Here is a 19,442-nt window from a genome sequence, read left to right as displayed (position 1 = left end):
ATCATCTATGGTATTTTTCCATAAATGTAATACTTCTATTACGCTTAATTGTTAGTATTCGAACTACTCCTTTTAAATCCCCAATTAGTATTTGCTGACATATTCCAAGTCAGAGGCGTAATAGAAATTACTTTATCAAAATAAATTGCATACACGTCACTATTCTTATCACTTTTGTTAATATGGGCATCCATTTCAGAGCTTAATACATAACTCTTACTAAAATCTCTTACTTCCGGTTTTTTGAATACGGAATAATTGCTTCTGCCTTGTTTCGTAATTCTAACCTCAGTATTAGCAGCTGCATTATCTGGAACATTAACATTAAGAATACTTATTTCATCAGGCAGCCCATTTTTCAGTATATCAACAGCCAGCTCCCTAATTATTTTTTTTGAAGCTTCAAAGTCCATATTTTTATAATCACTAGCATGTTGAATGCTTAAATCTGCCTGTCTAGAAACAGCAATAGACGAAATATCATAGCTATCAGCTTCAAAAGCCGCACCTACTGTTCCGCTGCAAGTAATAGAAAGCCCTAAATTTTCTCCGTAGTTTATACCACTGATACATAGGTCTGGTTTTTTATAAGCTAATTCCAATATACCATGAGATACCGCATGTGCTGGAGAACCATGCACCCCATAAGCTTCTATTTCACATCCATTTATTATTAACTTAACCTTTTCTATAATTCCAACATCGCTGCTCTTAGGAAATGACCGTCCCATGCTTGTTTGTTGATATCTTGGAGCAACTACAAGCAAATCTCCCAGGTCTTGTACAGCTTCAGCAGCTGCACATAAACCTGGGGAGTAAACACCATCATCATTTGTAACAAGTATTAAAGGCTTCATAGGTTTCCTCCCTAGGTATAACTTTATATGTGCATAAACTAGTTACAAGCCTTATAAACTGTTTTTAAGGTTTCTTCCATAAGCTTCGGTAAATCACGATAAGCTTCGGAATTTATTTTATTATAAATTTTATGATTTTCTTCATTTGGGATAAATTCATCCTTTTGCTTTACCATATTTTTAACTGCTTCGTCAAAACTGCTATACATACCTGTAGCCACAGCAACACAGATTGCTGCTCCTATGGCTGCTGCACCATTAATTTCATTTCTAACAGTTTTCACCCCATACATATCTGCAAAAATTTGCATGTATAAATCACTATTAGAGCCTCCACCTGAAATTATTATCTTTTCAGGTTTTATACCTAGCTCATCAATCATTGCATCATAGTTATTCTTTAAAGTTAAAGCTATACCCTCCAAAAGTGAACGATATATATGGCCTCTTGTATGTCTTTCATCAAATCCAAGGATAACGCCTTTTCGATATAGTTGATCTGCAGGAGCAAGCCAATCAGGGATAGTAAGTAATCCATCTGAACCCGCTGGCACATTAACTGCTTCTTTTGCTAAATAATCTTCCACAGAATAGCCTTCACTTTTTGCTTTAGCTGCATATTCTTCCCCAATGATACCTTTATACCAAGATATAAGCCACATTCCACGCCTTATACCATTACTTTCATACAAATATTTATTCGGAATACAAGATAGATTTGTCCAAAAGTTTGAAGGAGCTGCCTCATTTTTGCTTCCACATACCATTGAAGCTATATAAGTTCCCAAGGAAATAAATCCAACGTTTGGTTCTATAAGACCTGAACCTAGAGCTTCAACTGCTTTATCATTTGCCGTAGCTACAACTGGAAGATTGACAGGAAGTCCCGTTTCTTTTGCTACTTCTTCAGTTACATATCCAAGTATTGTACCCGGCATCTGCAATTCTAGTAATTTTTCTTTAGGGATATTAAAACTATTGAAATATTCATCATCTTTAGACCAATCCCAGGTATCCATATCTACAGGGAATTGCCATTGAAAAGCATTTGCTGCAGTATCCTTGAATTCTCCAGTCAATCTATGTGTTAAATACCCTGAAGTCGGACAAGTGTAACCTATTTCAGGTTGGTCTTCATACTTTTTATAAGAACGTACATCCATCCAGCTCATAACAGGTTCAGCAAGTGTTCCATCCTTTTTCATAAATACTCTGCAGCATCGAATAGAACAAAGCCCCAAGCCCATTATATCCTTAGCATCACCTTTAAACTCCTTCATGACTTTTCTAAAAACTATTTTAAGGCTATCCCATAAATCATCATCCGGATGCTCAACATAGCCAGGTTCTCTTGCCATCATTGGCTTTAGACCTTCACTGGCACTGCATATTACTTCACCCTTTTGGTTAATAATAAAAACTTTAGTACTTTGGGAACCACTATCTACTCCAACAATAAATTTATCGCTCATGTCAATACCTCCCTAAATAAATACTTAGAAACTAAGGCTTTTGCATAAACAAAAACCTTAGTTTTGCAATAATTATATTTCTACTATCTCATTAAGAAACCACCATCAACTGCTAAAACATGACCATTTACAAAGTGAGAAGCCTCACTTGCTAGGAATACAGTTGCTCCCATTAAATCAGCAACATCTCCCCATCTTCCTTCTGGTGTATGGTCCATAATCCATTTGTTTCTTTCTGGATCATTCATTGAAAATTCTGCTGCTTTAGTCTTAAAATATCCTGGTGCTATACCATTAACTTGAATATTATATTGTGCTAATTCATCACAATACGTTTTTGTTAAACCAGCGATACCATGCTTAGATGCAGTATAAGCTGGTGACCATTGTCCCCCTAAGAAGGAGAACATTGAGCATATATTAATAATCTTTCCGCTCTTCTGTGGAATCATATACTGTATAACTTCATGAGTCATTTCAAAAGCTGCTGTAAGATTAATTGACATCATAGTATCCCATTCGCTTCTGCCAAATTCTAAAACTGGCTTGCAAATACAAATTCCTGCACAGTTTACTAATATATCAACTGAGCCTAAAACTTCAACACATTTTTCAACTATTTGCTTAGGTACACTTGGTTTTGTAATATCAGCTTCCATGTATACAGCTTTTACGCCTTCAGCTTCAATAACCTTATTAAATTCAGGATCATCTGGCATAATACTAGGCATCATTATATTTGCTCCTGCTTTTGCTAATGCTAAGGAAAATGCCTGCCCAAGTCCTGTGTTACCTCCAGTTACAATTGCGTTCTTCCCCTTTAAAGAAAAATAATTCATGTTAAAATCTGTAATATTCATAATTTTTCCTCCTCTTTCCCATTTTCATTTATTTTTTTTACTAATTTATCAATAAATTCTATGGCATCTCCTTCAACAACAATATCTGATAAACTGCAAATAGGTGCATCCTTATTTATGTTTACAGAAATTATATTTTCAACATTTTTTAACCCTTCTATATGTTGAAGGGAACCATAAATTCCAAGTGCAATGTATAGCTTGGGACTTACAGTCTTTCCAGATTGACCAACTTGAATGCTTCTAGTTGCAATACCACTATCAACTATTCTTCTACTAGCTGCTACCATTGCATTTAGCTCATCTGCTAGCAAGCTTAGATGCTCAAAATTATCTATTACGCCGCCGCCACCAGAAACCAAAACTTTGCTTTCTCTTATATCCTTAGCTTTTTCCTTTTGCTTCACTTCTAGCTGCCTAATCTTACTTGCCTCTACTGTGCTCGGATGAAACTTAATAGTTTGAGTGTTTTTTGATAAGGCTGAAGTAATATGAAAAACATTTGGCCTAATACTCATCATAATCGGGCTGCAGTTTTTACTAGTTATACCAGCCATAATTTTTCCACTAAAGGCTGGTCTCACCATCTCCACTAAGCCATTACAATTTTTAATATCTGTTACATCAGCAACTAACCCTACTTTAAGTCTCATAGCAAGCCTAGGCGCTAGCATTCTTCCGAAATATGTGGCTGGTATAAGGATACTGTCAAAAGCATAGCTATTCTGCAATTCTTCTATACAATTTGTGATATTTGAAATATCATAGTTCCTTATTCTTTCATCTTTAACAGATATTAAATAATCAAACTTGCTTACAGCAGCATCCCCTTTATTATTAAAACAAACTGCATAGGTTTCATATTCAATATCTTTATACATTTGACTTACTACTTCTAAAAAATCTATAGAATTTTGAAAATCCTCTTCATCAAAGTAGATTAAACTTCTTTTCATTGTCATACAAATCCCTTATCTTTTAAAAATTTATACACCACTTCAATTCCTTCATCATCATTATGCACTGTTACCTTTTCTTTTTTAAGAAACTCCTTTGTATATGTCCTATTCACTTTTGTTAGGGAGCCTTCAAGGCCAACTTCATTTTCAGAAAATCCTAGTTCTTCATTTGAAAGTACTAATATTCTATCTTTTACATCTAGCTCTAAATCCTTGTATTTTATAAAAGGTAATTTATACTTACTCTCTTTTCCTATACTCAATACACAAGGAAGAGCTATTTCATATTTTGTTGTGTTTTTCTCACAGTCAACCTGAACAACAATACTATCATTATCTAGGCTTTCTTCATATACCTTTACAATATTTGATAGCTGAGCAATTTGAAGCAGTTCAGCAATTTGAGATGGGATGTGGGCAGTGTCCCCATCCAAGGAATGAGTTCCAGTAAGAATAAAATCATATTCCTCATCTTCTAAATACCTAGCTATGATTTTACTAGTTACGTAAGTATCACTGCCTGCATACAATCTATCAGAAATAAGGGTAGCCTTGTCCACATTTCGTCTTAGTAAATCCTCTAAATAAGGAATTATGCTTAAGGGTGCCATACTAACTATTTCTACGAAGGTGTCTTTATACTTTTCTTTTATTCTTAGAGCAAAAGCCAGTGCACAAGCGTCATCTGGGTTAAGAATTAACTTTACATTTTCTCTTACCAGCACATTTTTTTCATAATCATATTTAAAGTTATCTACATCAGGAACGAACTTACACAGACAAATTATTTTCATTAGTTACTTTTTCCTTTTTATTTAGAGTAGCAAAGACAGCTACTAATGTTATACCAATAACGCCCATTATTGCACTGGCTATGAAGTATGCATTATATCCGCCATTACCTCCAAAGGTATTAAACAGGAAGGTATTGAATTTTGGCAAAATAATGTCTGGAAGGTATCCAACAAAAGATATGAAACCAATAGCTGCTCCAACTATGCTGATATCAATCTTTGCATCACCAAGAAGTGACCAATAGGTACCACGAATAGCATATAGAAAAATACCTGTTATTACAATTAGAATATAGAAACCTGTCTTCCCTATTACTGCACCAGATAAACTAGCTATTAATATAAGACAAACCACAGCTCCTATAAGTGCTCCAGCAAGTGTTTTTTCTTTTCCAAACTTGTCTGCTAAAAAGCCTCCAATAACTCCACCTACGGGTCTCATCCAAAGAACAACTACCATGATAGCTGCTACAGATACTGCATCAACACCAGCATTTGTTTGAAGGAACCCTCCAAGGTAATAAACTGTCCAATATACTGCATAGGACATGAATATAATTCCGCCCATTATATAAACATACTTATTTTTGAATACCTTTACAAAGTCAGCTAGAGTAACCTTTTGCTTTGAACCTCCACTAGTTTTACTTTGATATGCACTCTTCTTATCATCTTCAACAAAGATTGTAACAAGAACTGCAATTACAAATATAACTATTGTGTACATATATATAATGGAAACCATTGCTGATCTTTTATCTGCTAAATTTGTACTTCCGCCTAATACTTTTGTGAATATATAAAGTGCAAAGCTTGCAAGTAAAGCTTCTACAACACCACGTCCACCATCAAGTATTCCGAAAAATCTACCTTCTTCTTCTTTAGTAGATAGCAGCTTAACAAGCTTCATATGAGCACTCCAGAAAGTAAATACAGAGAATATACCCCAAATACCATAAATAATTGCTACATTACTGGAACTAGGAATCTGAGCAAACCAAAAGCCGCCTGCTGCTGTTCCAAAAAGTGAAATAGCTATTAACCATTTTGCAGAGAATTTATCAGCTATCAATCCACTTGGGAAGTAACCAATTACCCATACAATTCCTAGTACAGAATAAATAGAATTCAATTGAGGTAAAGTCATATTAAAGACCTGCAAAAGAGTTTCTTGATAATTTGTTTTTAAATAAATTATAGGATAAATTGCCCCTGCTGCTAAAACAATTAGCATGAATTGAAAATACCTTTTAAAATTATCATTTTTCATAAATTTGCCCCTTTCATTTATTAGGATTATTTTTAATTATTACTCAAGCCAAGTTTATAATTGCAATAAATTAGTAAAACAAATGAAGTATAGTCTTAAAGGACAGATTAGTTAAGATTTTAAGATTTGATTTAACACTTGTAGAAATAAAAGATTATTTGAGTTGTTCATTATTTAATTAACTATTTGCGCAAATAGTATTTAACTTTTAACTAATTTTTATTTTTGATATTTTATTCCTTCTTCTTGAGGAAATATTGTTCCAAAGTTCATGATACCCTTTGGATCAAAGGCTTCTTTTAGTTTTTCTAGCATATAGTATGCTGTACCATGTTCTTCTTTTGTCCACTGATTACGATACTTTCCTATTCCATGGTGATGACACATCGATCCACCAAGCTTTAAGGTTTCTTCTACAATGATAGTTTGTATTGGATGGTGATAAATTCTCATTTCATCTTCTGGTGCACAATTTATATCATAATTATAAACAAAATACATATTAGTTCCATTTATATAACTGTGAGATGAATGCCCGCCTAACATAGTTAAGTCATTTGCACGGGAGAATTCATTTCTAATTCTATTAATAACATTGTAATAAATTTGCGGTATCACTTCCCAATTAGCTGAAATTTCGGTAGTGAATCCATCATGCTTATCATTATCAATCATTCCTTGGACTTCATCATCGATATCTTGCTGTGACCAATTAAGGTGATTAAACCAATCTTCAATGAGTTTGCTGTCCACTTGTTCAACAATACCATCTTTGTATTTTTCAACTGCTTCTTCTATTCCACTAGATATAGCCTCTACCATGCCTTTATTACCTTCTGCCATGAATATCAAAACGCATTTACCTTTGTAAAAATGATAGAAGTGTTGTCTTGCATCTTCCTCTGAGTAAGTACGAGCAACAGATGGGCGATATCCATTCACCATAACTTCCCTTAATACCTTAATCCCGGTATCAATATCTTTTACAAGGTATCCATAAAACCTATTATTTTCAGGGAAAAACTTGAATATTTTAACTGTGACTTCAGTTATATAACATAAGGTTCCTTCGTTACCTATAACAATATGTCTTATATCTGGTCCTCCAGCACGTCTAGGAACATTTTTAATTCTTGCAACATGTCCATCTGGGAATATGCATTCAAGACCTACTACCATATCCTCAATTCCACCATATAGAGTGGAGAATTGTCCTATACTTCTAGTTGCTACTAGTCCACCATATTGAGCCACTGGTTTTGATTGTGGGGAATGACCAGCTGTATATCCTATTTTTCTAAGCTCATCCTCTAATACTTGCAGTGGTACACCTGCCTGTACTGTTGCTTCCATATTATAAGGGTCTATTTTTATGATCTTATTAAGATTTTTACCATCGATGACAATGGCTATTTCCTTCCAGTTCTCTAAACCGCCTTCAGTTGCTGTTTTACCACTTCTAGGAATTACGTTGATACCGTTTTCATTACAGTAAACCAAAAGCTTTCTTACCTCTACTACAGATTTTGGATATACAATTGCTGTAGGCACTGGAACATCTAATACCTTTTTAGCCTTTGCGTATTTTTTATATCTGTCCGCTGCTGCATCATATAAATCATCATAATTTGTATTGATTTGCTCTTCTAACAACATGTTTTTTAAATCAACTAATACTTTTTCTTTATCCATCTATATTCCTCCTACCTTTTTTTGCTTAATTTCTTCTACAATTTTAGAATACTATTTATATGGACAAGAGTCAATATTTTTTCGGAAAATTTTTTATTTTTTTATTATTTTCATTACTTATTCGGAAAATTTTCCACATCGCTATATTGTAATCATTCTCATTTTAATTTATCTATAGGGTTTACTAACACTTTTACAAGTGCTAAAATCAAAATACAAGTAACTGTTTTTTACTTAGTAAAATAAGGAGTAGATATATAATCTATTAAAAACTATGATAAATGTGAATATAAACAAACTGAATCCATTAGAAATGCAAATTTATGAAAAGCTTCAGGCTTTTTCAAAGGATAATCCACCAATTACAATTAACCAGGCTGCTGAAGTCTGTGAGTGTTCAGTATCTAAAATCTCTAAATTTGTAAAAAAGTTAGGTTTTAATAATTATAAGCAGTATATAGACTTTTTGTATGGAAAAGAAATAGTTCATAAGAAGCCATATGAAGAACTGGAAAGATTAAAGAAATTTATTGATGATTTTGACGAAGCAATAGTTGATGAATTTATAGAAATTATGAATTCTCACGAAAAAATAGTGTTTTTTGGCTACGGGCCATCCTTTATTTGTACACAATATTTCGAATACAAATTGCGCATGGCTACAAATAAATTTGTTATTGCTGTACAAGATGAAATTTCTGCTGAAAATCTGCTTGATGAAAATAGCCTTCTTGTTATTTTTTCTGCAACTGGAAAGTTCAGATCCTTCGAAGAAATTCATAACTTTTCTAAAGAGAAGAAAAATGATATTTTATTAATCGTTGAGGAATATAATGCTGAATTGCTTTCAAGTTTTGATAAAATATTTTGGCTTTCAAAATATCCCCAACCTGAGGATTTAAAGCCTTATGAAAAGTCAAGAACTGTTTTTTTCATTTTTATTGAGGAAGTTATCCAAAGAATTATTTCTAACAATAAACAAGAGAAAATTAATCAGCAAAATCAGCTTGAAGCTGAAAAGGAATAAAAATTATTGTTAACTACAGTCGAGGTATACTATGGAATACAAAACAAATGTAATGAGATTACTAGATAAAGCAAAACTACAATATAAAAGTCACAGCTATGCTGCTACAGATGCAATAAGCGGTGTTGAAGTAGCAGCGGCGCTAAACCAAAACCCTGCTCAGGTTTTTAAAACCCTAGTGACAGTAGCAAAGTCAAAAAAGTATTATGTTTTTTTAATACCTGTTGCTGAAGAGCTGGATTTAAAAAAGGCAGCAAACTCAGTTAATGAAAAATCCATAGAGATGTTAAAATCTAAAGATCTGCTTTCTATCACGGGCTATGTACACGGAGGCTGCTCACCTATAGGTATGAAAAAGTGCCTTACTACAACAATACATGAGACAGCAGCTAAGTTTAATACTATAATTTTCAGTGCTGGTAAAATTGGATATCAGGTTGAAATGAGCCTCGAAGAACTAAAAAAAATTATAAGCTTTTCCTTAGATGATATTACTGTTTAAGCTATCCTAACTGAGCATTTATAGCTTCAGTAGAAAGAAAAAATCCATAGACTAAACTTATATTTGAACTGCTCTATGTCTAAATAACAAGGAGCAGTTTAAATTTCTTTAACCTATGGATTTATATTTTTTATGAGTTTTAGTTATCTCTCTGTAATGTTCGTTTTAAAAATTCTCTAGTACGTTCTTGAGTTGGATTATTGAAGATTTGCTCTGGACTTCCTTCTTCTGCAATAACTCCTTTGTCCATAAATACTACACGATCTGACACTTCTTTAGCAAATCCCATTTCGTGAGTTACTATAAGCATAGTAAGGCCACTTTCAGCTAACTCTTTCATAACCTTCAGAACTTCTCCAACCATCTCAGGATCAAGGGCAGATGTTGGTTCATCAAAAAGCATAACATCTGGTTCCATTGAAAGAGCTCTTGCTATAGCCACACGCTGCTTCTGACCACCTGAAAGTTGTCTTGGCTTTGCATTAATAAACTTATCCATTCCAACAACCTTTAAATATTTCATAGCAACTTTTTCAGCTTCTTCCCTGGAACGTTTTAAAACCTTCATTTGGCCTACAACACAGTTGCTTAATACATTGTGATTGTTAAACAAGTTGAATTGTTGAAACACCATACCCAATTTTGTACGATATGCATAGATATCATGTTTATCATCTAAAATATTTTCTCCGTTATAAATAATTTGGCCACCGCTTGGCTTCTCTAAAAGGTTAACACAGCGAAGAAGAGTGGATTTACCTGATCCAGAGGAACCTATTATACATACTACTTCACCTTTATTTACTGAAAAATCTATGTCTTTTAAAACTTCATGAGCTCCAAAGGATTTGCTTAAATGTTGAATATCAATTACTTTTTCCATACTTTCTCCTCCTTCCCGTTAACAAGCTAGTCCATCATTATTATTCGTTCTGCGAAGAGCATCCTCAGCAGTTTCTACTTGCATTTGATTGCCACACATAATGTAATTATCTGGGCCATCTAATTTTCTTTCAATATAACGAAGAATTCTCGTAATTGTAAAGGTCATAACAAAATATATTACGCAAGCAACGAAGAATGTTTCAAAGTATCTGAAGTTATTTCCTGAAACTGATTTTGTTTGGAAATATAATTCTGTTACAGAGATTACGTTAAGTACTGAGGTATCTTTTATATTAATTACAAATTCATTACCGGTTGCAGGTAAAATATTACGAATTACCTGTGGTAATATAACACTTGTCATAGTTTGAATATGCCTCATACCTATAGCCTCAGCTGCTTCAAATTGTCCTTTATCGATTGAAACAATACCGCCACGAACAATTTCTGACATATACGCTCCAGTATTAATCGAAACAATAAAGAGTGCTGCATATACCTTGTTCATATCTATTCCGAAGGCTAAAGCTGATCCATAATAAATTACCATAGCTTGTACAATCATTGGTGTTCCTCGGAATATTTCTATATATATAGACAGAATAAGATTAACAAGCTTAAATATAATTTTTTTAACCCCTCGCTCAGGAAGAGGAATAGTACGTACTACTCCTACTAATAATCCTATGCAAGTACCTAATATAGTACCAATCAAAGAAATATATAGTGTCATTCCAGCTCCACGAAGGAACATTTGCCAGTTATTTTGTACAATTTTTACTACCCAATCAAAGCTCATCTTTATCCTCCTTAGTATGCAGCACTTAATTTAAATTAAACTATTTAGCTGCTGGCTGGTTCTTTATAGCATTATCCATTATAGCTTTACGGTCTTGTTCTGATATTCCGCTTAAGGTTTTATTAATTTTTGCTGTTAGATCACTGCCCTTTTTAACACCTACAGCAATTGCAGTATCATCATCGGAAGTAGTGAATCCAGTTTTAAATTCAACCATTTTAAAGGCTGAATTAGCAGTTTCAGCACTAACGCCTTCAGGACGCTCTGAAACATATCCATCTATCATTCCTGATTGAAGAGCAACTCTCATTGCTGGGAAGTTGTCCATTGCTGGCTGCTTAGCTACCCCTTGTATCTGATCTATTACTGAATAGTGGAAAGTATTTAATTGAGCAGTTACCTTTGCTCCCTTGAAATCCTGAATAGAAGTAGCTCCGTCATATTTTCCACCCTTTTTAACAACCATTACTAAATTTGATTTATAATAGTTATCTGAAAAATCAATTGTTGCTTTACGCTCTGCTGTTGGAGACATACCTGCTATAATTGCATCAATTTTTCCTGAAGTTAATGCAGGTACAAGACCATCCCATTCAGTTTTAACAACTACTAATTCTTTTCCTAAATCCTTAGCAATTTTCTTTGCTATTTCTATATCATATCCTCCTGCATACTCTGAGCTTCCCTCAATTTTAACTGCTCCATTGGAATCATCCTTTTGAGTCCAGTTGAAAGGTGCATATCCAGCTTCAAGACCTACTTTAAAAGTTCCACCCTTTACTTCTTTATTTGTACCATTGCCTTTTCCACATCCTGTAAACAGCATAACTGCTGATAAAAATACTGCTATTAATACTGATATTTTTCTATTCATAATTCTTATCTCCTTATTTTTTGAATTTTTAGATATTTTTTTGCGCAAAAAAGACCTGAGGCAAGCTCAGGTCGTAAATATACAAAGTTACTCCTAATCCCCCTTCTTTCCCAATATGAGATAGCACAACTCAATAAACCGGGCAGTCTATTGAGACAGTCCTGCAGTTCTTAACTGCAGACCCAGCATGTAATACTGAGAATATTACAAACTTCGGCGATATTTCCTTCTCCTTAGCATCTTAGCTTCTCATACTCCACTAAAGACTGTTAAACACCGCGCCTCTACCTCACTTGCAAAAGTGAGGTCTTATTAAATTATGTTTTTAGTCTACAACAGGATTTTACCTTTGTCAACCTTGTAATTTGTCTTTTTTACAAAAGTAAACAATTACATTAAAATTTTTTTAATATTTTTTGACTATTGTAATATAAATTACTCTCAATAAATGGTAGGTTAAGTATATCAAATTTGTATACTTCAAATTTGCAAAAATACACCCAAATTGTAGGTTTACAAAATATAACATTTCTATTATAGTAGGATATGTATTGATTAATACGGTAAAAAGGTGGGGTTACTTTGTACGTTAAGCAATTATCCAAAGGCGAAAAAGAAGCACTAAAACAAAGATTCAAAAAAATAAAAGAGCTGCAGGAAAAAGGTATATGTTTTTCCTGCTATAATTTCGAAACAGGAGATATTTTCCCTGATGATGGTTTAGTTTTTTATGAGGATGAGAAGGTAAGATGTTTATTTGAAAAATACCCAAAAGCAACTGGACATACGATTATAGTAGCAAAGGAACATTATGAAGATATTTCTGAAATGCCACTTGAATTAGGAATACATATATTAAAAATATCAGATGCAATAATTAAACTCCATAAAGAAGTTTTAGGTGCAGAAAAGGTATATATGTGCACAATATGCGACGGTAAAAGAAATCATTTGCATTTTCAGCTTTTGCCTAGACTAAAAGGCGATACCATAGGCTTTGGAAACTTTGCCAAAGAAGAAGGTCTTCTTATGGATTATGATGAAACAGTAGAAGTATATAAACAGAGATTAAAAGGATTTAAACTATAGGGCAGTATATTTAAAAAAGTCATTTACATGTGAAAAATACAACAAGCTTATTCTACTGCTCAATGCATTTAGCAGTAGAATAGCCTTTTAGTATTATAGTATTACTTTAAAAATTCAGTAACTAAATCAGTAAAAAGAATGCCCTCTAAATGGTCTATTTCATGACAAAAGCATTTTGCTAAATCTCCTGTACCTGTTAAAGTAATTTCCTCTCCGTTTTCATTTAGGGCCTGTATTGTTACCTTTGCAGGTCTAGTAAGCTTTCCCCAAGTGTTTGGAATACTTAAACAGCCTTCTACAACTTCTTGTGTTCCTTCTTGATTAATGATTCTTGGGTTTACTAATTTTATTAGTCCTTGTCCCATATCTATTACAACTAGCCTCTTCAATATGCCTACTTGTGGACCTGCTAGTCCTCCGCCATTTTCTGTATTATACATAGTATCAGCCATATCATTTAAAATCTGTCTTATCCTATCATCAACAACTTCCACTACTCTGCTCTTTTTTCTTAATATTTCATCATCCTGCAATCTTATTTGTCTCAATGCCATTTAAATTACACCTCTTCTTTATTTTATATATATTCAACATAATAAAAACAGCAATACTTTCTATAATTTTATTGCTGTTTTACGTTTTTTTAAACTATCGTAGAAATACAAATCTTCAAAAATAAAAATTATATCTACTTATCCAGTTTATGCTTTTCTAAAAACGGAGGAATACTCTCCGCGAAAAAGTCATTAAATATCTTAATAAAATTTTCCTGTTCTTCAGGCAAAACACTCAATGACTGCTGTATAGCTACTCCATCAAGGGCTGCAATCAATATTGAAATAACTGATCTTCTAAGCTTTTCATTTTCTACTCCAAAGGAACTATAATAAAGCTCTGCAGACTTTCTTATTATATTTTCATAATTTGTTTTGGACTTTTCCTTCATGTCGCCATTCTTTGAAAGTATATCACTCATAAGCATTATATGTAATTTTTGCTCTTCAATTTTTGACAAACGCTGTGCAACTTCACTTTTAATCTGTGCTTCAAGTTCTTCTTGAGTTTTGGTTTTAGCTTCCTTAACTTCGGTGATTTTATATATAAAATGCACTGAATGATTTATTACATCATATAGTAATTCTTCTTTATTTTTATAGTAATGATAAATTGTTCCTGTTGTCACTCCAGCCCTCTCAGCTATTTCACGTACTGTTGCTTCTTCAACGCTTTTTTCACTTACTACTTTTATAGCAGCTTCTATAACCTTATCCTTTTTTACATATGATTTTTTTACCATTTTACATTTCCTCGTACTTTTTAAAGAATTTTTAATACTAATTATTTTCCAATAAAGATTATAACACTTTTTATACTATAAAAAAACTATTGAGCATAAACTAGTTACTTTCTATATTCAAAGCCCTTTTCAGGTGCCCATTCACAACTTCCCCTCATATGATATCTGCAGTTGCAGCAACTATCACCATCCCCTAAGGTTTTAGTACGTTCAAAACCGCTGCCCATATAGTGTGAAAAAAGGTAGTCCATTCTACAAATAGCTGGGTACATGCCAAGAGCATCAAAGTCTTTACTTAGCTTTAGCATTGCACATTCTGTTATATCAATTTCAAATGTATTATCATCTATCTCCCTATACGCAATTTTCCAATCATAGGGGTGAAGCTTATTTTCCTTCATCCTTTGCTCATGCCTTGCTGCACTTCTACGAAACCCGCCTAAGTATGCTTCAACTGACATAGACAGAACCCAGCTTGGGATTATCGTAACTAAGCATTCATTCATTTTCCATATTTCTTTGCACGCCTCATCACTGCTTAATCCAAGTTCCATAAAGCTTTTATACCAAGATATATAAGCAGGGCAAAATTCATAGTTAAAGGCAAATATGCTGTTGCCTATATCTGGAACCTTAGGTAAAATGCTATTCAATATTCTCATAGACTTTTGCTTAAAATCTTTCCAAAATGCTTCTCCATATTTATTAACAATATACTTTTTTGACCTATGCATAGTAACCATATATACTAACCTTTTAAGGTTCATTGATTGCCACCCCCTAATATAAATATCCTACCTAAAACTTAGGAAAAATCTTTTCTTTATAGATTTTCATTCAGGCTTTCCTCTAGCACTAAATTAGAAGATATATCAGTATATTTTACCATAATTATACATGTGTTACAAACTATATAATAGCAATAGAGGCAGTTACTCAGAACTGCCCCAATTAGTACTTATCCATTGTAAATTCATCTAAAAGCTTACCATCAAATCCAATTGCTGACACTTTTAATCCACTGTTCTCAATATCCACAGCTACAAAATGATATTTAGCTTTAGGACCTTCTATAACTCCCTTTTTATCCTTGTATTTATCTTTAAGCTTCTCTCCTGCTCCTCCGGTTATTATCTGATAAACGCTTCCACATTTTCTTCTTGAATAATTATGCTCATGGCCTGAAAATACTATATCTACATTGCAATTCTCAACTATGTTCCAAAAGGCATCCCTATCCCTTTGATTTAAATCAAGACAGTGTCCCATATGAGCTCCTGTTGGAAATGCAGGAGAGTGAACAAAAACTATTTTATTCTTCATTGGCTTTGAAGCTGTATCCTGAAGCCAGTTCAGCTGTCTCTCTCCAATCCTGTTTAATTCTCCATAGTGAAAGGAATTAAGTACTATAAATCTTGTGTTTCCATAATCTGAGTAATACACAGTATTGTTGTAACCCTGAAGGCAATTATGTGGGAGCACATCATTATAAATACTCTTAAATATTTTTTCATAGCTGTCATCTGCAGGCTCATTATTCACTTCATGATTTCCTATCACAGGGAGCAGAGCTATGCCAGGATAACATATATCTATTAAAGCTCTCAGTCTTTGAAGCTGCTCCATATATATATCCATGTCGCTGCTGCCTCCTACATTGTCTCCTCCGAGCATAATAAAATCAGGCTCTGGCCTAAGTCTCTTGCTCTCCTTTAGTAACCTTGACAGTACCTTCTCATTTATACCATTTTCTTTCCCTTTAGAATCACTGAAAATTAAAAATCTCATTATTTCACCACCAAAAATACTAATAGTAAGGAATCCATCTATATAAACATCTGGTTTGCGCACCAGCACCAAGCACCAAGGCTCCAGAATTTACAAGAAACCTTTGAAGTTCTAATGAATTAAGATATGGCTCTCCAATAATACAGTGCTTTTCATCTCTAATCTTGTTGGTATGAAAGTCTGAGCCTCCAGTATAAAAAGAAAATTTATTTAATGCTGTTTCTATAAAAAATTTAGTTGAATCCTCGCTACTAAGGCAGTATCTTGCTTCTATTCCGTCAAAGGGCATAGCTAAAAGCTCTGGCAAGTTTTTTTCTGAAATGCGAACAGGATGAGCAAGCACCACAGCAGCTCCAAATAGCCTTAAAAAATGGATTCCTTCGTAAACTGAAAGATGATTATTACTGTTTCTGCCTCTAAGGCTACCAATGATTTTTCTAGCTTCCACAGCCTTATGATTTTTTACAAGTGTTATAATCTGCTGAAAATTATAGCTTTCATAGCTCCTATCCCTAAAATATCCTAACACATGAATGCTTTCACCGTTATACCTAGTAGATAGCTCAACAGCAGGAATTACTGAGATACCATACTTATTGCCTGCTTCTGCAGCTTCATTTATGGCTGATACTGAATTGTGATCCGCGATAGCAATAGTATCAACCTGTCTGTCTTTTGCTAGTAAAATTATTTCTTCTGGGCTTAGTGCACCATCCGATGCAGTGGAATGTATATGAAGATCCCCTTTTGAAAACATCTCTACCTCCTGCGCTTATCTTGGCAAGCAGCACTTAAAAATGTTACTTTAGCTCATTTTTTTATAATTAATTCTTGTATATTTTCTCCAAACCTCATAAAGGTCCGATCTGTTACTTTTCAAAAAATCAAAAAGCTCCTCTTTATATCCAGCTTTTTCAATGCCACTAATAAGAAGACTTGGAATTTCTGCTTCCTTTTTCATTGCTTTTGCAGTATCTATAAGCTTAAGTTCACCCTCCGGAGTTACAAAAACATGAAATATTGCCGCATCTAATCTAGTATAGCCCACCTTAAACATAGCCTCGTAAAGTCCTATAAGCTTAAATATAAGCTCAGGAGTAAGTTTATGACTTAATAAATATTCATTAAGTTCGGTTCCCTCTATGCACTCCCTTACAATATAGTCCTCTCCAAAGTGATAAAGTACGGGAAAATGCGTGTCTCCTTGGGCTATTATTAATGTTTTAAGCTCCTCTTTGCACTGTTTTTTGCTCTTAAAAATCTTTAAGCACCTTTTATTGTCTATCCTATATACCTTACCTTGAGTACCCGCACCTAGCAGTTCCAGCTTATTTATATTTAAGTCATTATAATATTTAGTAATACCCATCACCCACTTAATAACATAATCATAATTATAGTATATGGACTGAAATATAGTATTGGAACTTTTCACATAGTAACATTTACACACAATTAAATTTTCTCTTGTTTGCTATATTATAAAGAATTTTAACAAATAAAAAAGCTAATATTTATCTCAGTTTGAGAAAATATTAGCTTATATTTAATGCTAGATGAATTATTTACTTTATAGCTTTAAAATTCCTTTTTATAATTCTCTTTTCATTATACATTTTCGAATCAGCTGAATTAATAATCTCGTCAATGTACTCATTAGAATTAAATTTAAACTCTTCTATACCGTGGCTTATACTTATTATATATTTTCGATTGTCTTCCTGGTTAATTCTAGTAAATTCATCATTAATTCTACTCCAAATTCTTTCTGATTGCTCAATATCAGAATTAACAAATATTATTAAGAATTCATCTCCACCAAGCCTTATTATAAAATCTGATTCCCTTATATGCTTTTTAATTACACTGACTATTGAGGATATAAGCTCGTCTCCAGTTACATGACCTAGATTATCATTTACTTCCTTTAAACCATTAATATCACAAAAACAAATACTTATAGCCCCTTTATCCCTTGCAAAATCCTGATATATTTTATTCAAAATTTCAAAGCCAGCTCTTCTATTAAGAGCTCCTGTCATTGAATCATACTCTGAAAAATATTTTATTCTCTCTTTTGAAAGCTTATTTATTGCCATTAAAAGAGCAATAACTGCTGCTAAAATAGCTATAAAAATAAAAATTGGTATATTATTTTTTAAAATGTATTTAGTATTTGTATATACGTCAGTAAAAATCATTAATTGAGCTTCTCTGCTCTTAGGTATATAGGATACTGCTATCCAATTTCCCTCATCTAAAACTGTGGCTTCATTTGTTGTACTTTTTGTTTTGTCAGCTAATTTGTTATCATTAAAGCTTATATTGGAATATGAATAGTAACCATTCTCTGTATTGAATGAACCCTTACTGCCACTGGTTATAAGGTTCCACTCCTTAGAAAACTCATTCTTAAAACTCACATTTTTCTTATCATCGTACATAAATGTCCATTCTTTATCTCTATCTTGTTTATTGAAAAGCCAATATCCATTAGAATTTAATAAAATCATATTTCCATAGCTTGGCAATGATACATCTTCAAATTGCCTTAAAACATAGTTTGCATAATAATTTAATATTACAACACCTTTTATTTTACCGTCTTGTCCAAAAACTGGTGTGGCAAATCTAATGGTAGGTAAGCTAGGCTGCTCTATTTTATCGTTGTCAACATTCAAATCTAACTTGGAAATATAAATTTGATCCTTTTTCAGACCAGTTGAAGCCGTAAAGTAATAACTGTCCTTCTTGTTTTGAAGCTGCCCCTTTCCTACTTCAGTTGCACCCTTTTCTGAGTAATTAATTCTTATTCTCTCATTTCCATCTACATCAATAAATCGTATTTGATCATATATCCTTTTTCTATTAGAAAATGATATCCATTCCTTTTCAATATTTGTAAAGTCACTAGAATCTACACTATGAGCTTCAAAACTATCTGCTATATATAAAACGTCTGAAACAACTCTATCGACTCTATATGAAATTACATCCTGCTCAGCATTTAGTAATATTTCTTCATTTCTTATTATTTCGCTTTTCTTTAATTCATTTGTTTTTATCTGAAGAACAACAGCAATAACTAAATATATAAAACTTGCAGCAATGAATATGCAAATACCATGTAATATTATACCTTTTTTCAATTTCATCAGTTCTTTAGTTATCATTTTAGAAAATGCCCCCTTTCTAACTTATAACTGTAAATTGTATTACCTTAATTATACATCTTAATAGTAATTATTTCATCATATTTCTTATTAATTCGACAAAT

Annotated in this window: 20 protein-coding genes and 1 riboswitch; of the genes, 3 read left to right on the top strand and 17 right to left on the bottom strand. The window is 33.0% G+C overall.

Annotated features, from left to right (window positions below):
- Positions 1-44 precede the first annotated feature (44 nt).
- The 7 genes from surE to bsdE14_RS16675 all read right to left on the bottom strand — a co-directional run bounded on the left by surE (position 45) and on the right by bsdE14_RS16675 (position 7,904).
- Positions 45-857 (bottom strand): 5'/3'-nucleotidase SurE, encoded by an 813-nt coding sequence (gene surE, locus bsdE14_RS16705; protein ID WP_264851140.1) that lies wholly within the window; start codon positions 855-857, stop codon positions 45-47.
- A gap of 38 nt (positions 858-895) precedes the next feature.
- Positions 896-2,329 (bottom strand): FGGY-family carbohydrate kinase, encoded by a 1,434-nt coding sequence (locus tag bsdE14_RS16700; RefSeq protein ID WP_264851139.1) that lies wholly within the window; start codon positions 2,327-2,329, stop codon positions 896-898.
- An 83-nt stretch (positions 2,330-2,412) separates the two neighbouring features.
- A complete protein-coding gene (locus bsdE14_RS16695) occupies positions 2,413-3,189 on the bottom strand; it encodes an SDR family oxidoreductase (protein WP_264851138.1) in 777 nt (258 codons plus the stop codon).
- Positions 3,186-4,151 (bottom strand): electron transfer flavoprotein subunit alpha/FixB family protein, encoded by a 966-nt coding sequence (locus tag bsdE14_RS16690; protein WP_264851137.1) that lies wholly within the window; start codon positions 4,149-4,151, stop codon positions 3,186-3,188. Before bsdE14_RS16690 ends, bsdE14_RS16695 begins: the two co-directional genes overlap by 4 nt.
- On the bottom strand, positions 4,148-4,942 hold the full coding sequence (locus bsdE14_RS16685; RefSeq protein ID WP_264851136.1) for an electron transfer flavoprotein subunit beta/FixA family protein: 795 nt from the start codon (positions 4,940-4,942) through the stop codon (positions 4,148-4,150). Before bsdE14_RS16685 ends, bsdE14_RS16690 begins: the two co-directional genes overlap by 4 nt.
- Entirely contained in the window at positions 4,920-6,212 is a 1,293-nt protein-coding gene (locus tag bsdE14_RS16680; RefSeq protein ID WP_264851135.1) for an MFS transporter, read from the bottom strand. The genes bsdE14_RS16685 and bsdE14_RS16680 overlap by 23 nt, the downstream gene beginning before the upstream one ends.
- A gap of 219 nt (positions 6,213-6,431) precedes the next feature.
- Entirely contained in the window at positions 6,432-7,904 is a 1,473-nt protein-coding gene (locus bsdE14_RS16675) for an FAD-binding oxidoreductase (protein WP_264851134.1), read from the bottom strand.
- Positions 7,905-8,178: 274 nt separating this feature from the next.
- Here bsdE14_RS16675 and bsdE14_RS16670 point away from each other — a divergent pair, with 274 nt between their 5' ends.
- Both bsdE14_RS16670 and ybaK read left to right on the top strand, forming a co-directional pair.
- Positions 8,179-8,931 carry a MurR/RpiR family transcriptional regulator gene (locus bsdE14_RS16670; protein WP_264851133.1) on the top strand — a complete coding sequence of 251 codons (753 nt, stop codon included), beginning with the start codon at positions 8,179-8,181 and terminating at the stop codon, positions 8,929-8,931.
- A gap of 31 nt (positions 8,932-8,962) precedes the next feature.
- Complete coding sequence (gene ybaK / locus bsdE14_RS16665; protein WP_264851132.1) at positions 8,963-9,433, top strand: Cys-tRNA(Pro) deacylase; 471 nt, start codon at positions 8,963-8,965, stop codon at positions 9,431-9,433.
- Between the two features lie 139 nt (positions 9,434-9,572).
- Here the strand turns inward: ybaK and bsdE14_RS16660 are convergent, their stop codons facing one another.
- The 3 genes from bsdE14_RS16660 to bsdE14_RS16650 are packed head-to-tail and all read right to left on the bottom strand — an operon-like array spanning position 9,573 to position 11,991.
- Positions 9,573-10,316 carry an amino acid ABC transporter ATP-binding protein gene (locus bsdE14_RS16660; RefSeq protein WP_264851131.1) on the bottom strand — a complete coding sequence of 248 codons (744 nt, stop codon included), beginning with the start codon at positions 10,314-10,316 and terminating at the stop codon, positions 9,573-9,575.
- Between the two features lie 18 nt (positions 10,317-10,334).
- Positions 10,335-11,117, bottom strand: a complete 783-nt coding sequence (locus bsdE14_RS16655) for an amino acid ABC transporter permease (protein ID WP_264851130.1) — start codon at positions 11,115-11,117, stop codon at positions 10,335-10,337.
- A 40-nt stretch (positions 11,118-11,157) separates the two neighbouring features.
- Complete coding sequence (locus bsdE14_RS16650; RefSeq protein ID WP_264851129.1) at positions 11,158-11,991, bottom strand: transporter substrate-binding domain-containing protein; 834 nt, start codon at positions 11,989-11,991, stop codon at positions 11,158-11,160.
- 113 nt (positions 11,992-12,104) lie between these two features.
- Positions 12,105-12,286, bottom strand: a riboswitch (Lysine riboswitch).
- Positions 12,287-12,573: 287 nt separating this feature from the next.
- Here bsdE14_RS16650 and bsdE14_RS16645 point away from each other — a divergent pair.
- Positions 12,574-13,080, top strand: a complete 507-nt coding sequence (locus bsdE14_RS16645; protein ID WP_264851128.1) for an HIT family protein — start codon at positions 12,574-12,576, stop codon at positions 13,078-13,080.
- A gap of 101 nt (positions 13,081-13,181) precedes the next feature.
- Here the strand turns inward: bsdE14_RS16645 and def are convergent, their stop codons facing one another.
- From def to bsdE14_RS16610, 7 genes are all read right to left on the bottom strand, one after another.
- A complete protein-coding gene (gene def / locus bsdE14_RS16640; protein WP_264851127.1) occupies positions 13,182-13,634 on the bottom strand; it encodes a peptide deformylase in 453 nt (150 codons plus the stop codon).
- 134 nt (positions 13,635-13,768) lie between these two features.
- Positions 13,769-14,377 carry a TetR/AcrR family transcriptional regulator gene (locus bsdE14_RS16635; RefSeq protein WP_264851126.1) on the bottom strand — a complete coding sequence of 203 codons (609 nt, stop codon included), beginning with the start codon at positions 14,375-14,377 and terminating at the stop codon, positions 13,769-13,771.
- Positions 14,378-14,481: 104 nt separating this feature from the next.
- On the bottom strand, positions 14,482-15,144 hold the full coding sequence (locus tag bsdE14_RS16630) for an L-2-amino-thiazoline-4-carboxylic acid hydrolase (RefSeq protein WP_264851125.1): 663 nt from the start codon (positions 15,142-15,144) through the stop codon (positions 14,482-14,484).
- A gap of 184 nt (positions 15,145-15,328) precedes the next feature.
- A complete protein-coding gene (locus bsdE14_RS16625) occupies positions 15,329-16,165 on the bottom strand; it encodes a metallophosphoesterase family protein (protein WP_264851124.1) in 837 nt (278 codons plus the stop codon).
- Positions 16,166-16,184: 19 nt separating this feature from the next.
- On the bottom strand, positions 16,185-16,922 hold the full coding sequence (locus bsdE14_RS16620; RefSeq protein ID WP_264851123.1) for a PHP domain-containing protein: 738 nt from the start codon (positions 16,920-16,922) through the stop codon (positions 16,185-16,187).
- 48 nt (positions 16,923-16,970) lie between these two features.
- A complete protein-coding gene (locus tag bsdE14_RS16615; protein ID WP_264851122.1) occupies positions 16,971-17,534 on the bottom strand; it encodes a serine/threonine-protein kinase in 564 nt (187 codons plus the stop codon).
- Between the two features lie 196 nt (positions 17,535-17,730).
- Entirely contained in the window at positions 17,731-19,338 is a 1,608-nt protein-coding gene (locus bsdE14_RS16610; protein WP_264851121.1) for a sensor domain-containing diguanylate cyclase, read from the bottom strand.
- Positions 19,339-19,442 lie beyond the last annotated feature (104 nt).

This window comes from Clostridium omnivorum, assembly GCF_026012015.1.
Lineage (GTDB): Bacteria > Bacillota > Clostridia > Clostridiales > Clostridiaceae > Clostridium_AX > Clostridium_AX omnivorum.
The sequence above is the reverse complement of the archived record's forward strand: the minus strand, read 5'-3'. Positions and strand labels throughout refer to the sequence as shown.